This is a genomic window from Psychrobacter sp. 1U2 (assembly GCF_051847575.1).
On sequence record NZ_JBPYDC010000210.1, the window covers coordinates 1 to 1,397 of the forward strand.

A 1,397-nucleotide genomic window follows, 5' to 3' on the forward strand; every position below is an offset into this window, starting at 1 on the left:
GACTAAGTGCTTGGCAGTCATAATTTTGATAGGTACTTGGTGGCACATATTGCGGGGTAATATTACCAGTTGAGGCGCAGCCAACAAGACCAAAAGCGCCAACTGTTGCCACTAGGGTTGCGGCGGTAAGAATGTTCATAATGGCTCCATAAGGCTAAGTTGTTGTAATTGCTATTATTGTACTCTTAATGAACATACTTTCAATCACTAACATTTAAAGTACGCTGATTATTAAATGATCTTTTATAGGCTCATTTATACGTAAATATTGTGTATTAAATTAATATTACTTCAATATCAAAACAAGTTTGCAGGTTTTGTGAATGCAAGTATTACAATACCGATATACGCAATCGCTGAAATTAAAATCCCTGTCTTTCTTTGAATAGGTGTTGCATGATTGTGAAAGGCTTTTATGCTTGCACTGATGGCAGCAACAAGTAAAATAATTTTGGCAAATACCCATTGTATAGAGGCGTTTTCCCTCCTTCATTGCACCCACACTCAAACCCCCGAAAAAACAACCCAAACACCAACAACCCGACTGGCTACCTTTCCCATCTTTGGCGCGCGTCTGTTGGCACTTAATACTAGATAGCTTTGATATAAGAACAATACAATTACCAATACTGCCATTAGCATATGCAAGTGTTTCATTGAGTATCGTCTCCTCTAAGGTTACGGCAATTAGACTTATTATTTGTGTCTGATGATTGTTCAAGTAGGGTTTATTATTTGTTTTGTCCAGCACACAATGGGCTGTCTGGACTTTGACCTTGCCATTCTGTTGGCGTATAGGCATGAATAGCCAGTGCATGCACCAAGCCGCCTTGAGAAGTAAGTAGGGGCGCGACTAGACCATAAACCAGTTGATGACGAGCAACCAAACGCTTACTCTCAAAAGCATCGCTTACGATGGTAAGTTTAAAATGGCTTTCTTTGCCTTCAAAATAACCAGCGTGGTTCATTGATTCATTGATTAGCTCAATATACTGCGGTTGTAATGATTTTAGCTCAGCATTTAGCGCATCAGCGGTAGGGGTAGTACTCATAGCAGTCCTTTTTTATATCGTGTCAACGTCTATTACGTATTAGCACCTTTCGGTGATTTATGATCGCTATTATAGCAGACACTACCAATGATACTTTGTCATTCAATAGACATTAAGCTTGTAACGACAGCAGTAAAAAAGCAGAGTGCAAACCATGGTTTGTACTCTGCTTTATACCCCATCCAAAAATACACAATTAACGACGTGTTCTTTGGTAGAGTGGCATGACTTTGGGCATCAATGATTGCAATTGTGCAATGCGATTGCTACTGGTTGGGTGAGTGCTCAAAAATTGCGGTGGCTCGCCTTGGCTGGCACGTTGCATTTTTTGCCATAGCGTAATAG

At 40.1% G+C, this 1,397-nt stretch carries 1 protein-coding gene and 2 pseudogenes; all 3 read right to left on the reverse strand.

The window, feature by feature from the left end; genetic code table 11:
• Positions 1-297: 297 nt before the first annotated feature.
• A pseudogene (locus ACS8FD_RS14545) lies at positions 298-657 on the reverse strand (SirB2 family protein).
• Positions 658-731: 74 nt separating this feature from the next.
• Positions 732-1,052: a BolA family protein gene (locus ACS8FD_RS14550; RefSeq protein WP_439261967.1), complete on the reverse strand. Its 321-nt coding sequence runs from the start codon at positions 1,050-1,052 to the stop codon at positions 732-734.
• A gap of 196 nt (positions 1,053-1,248) precedes the next feature.
• Positions 1,249-1,397 (reverse strand): annotated as a pseudogene (locus tag ACS8FD_RS14555) (M48 family peptidase); the annotation flags it as partial.

Coding starts and splice junctions, on each gene's coding strand:
- ACS8FD_RS14550 (WP_439261967.1), bottom strand. CDS start 1,052: ATGAGTACTACCCCTACCGCTGATGCGCTAAATGCTGAGCTAAAATCA.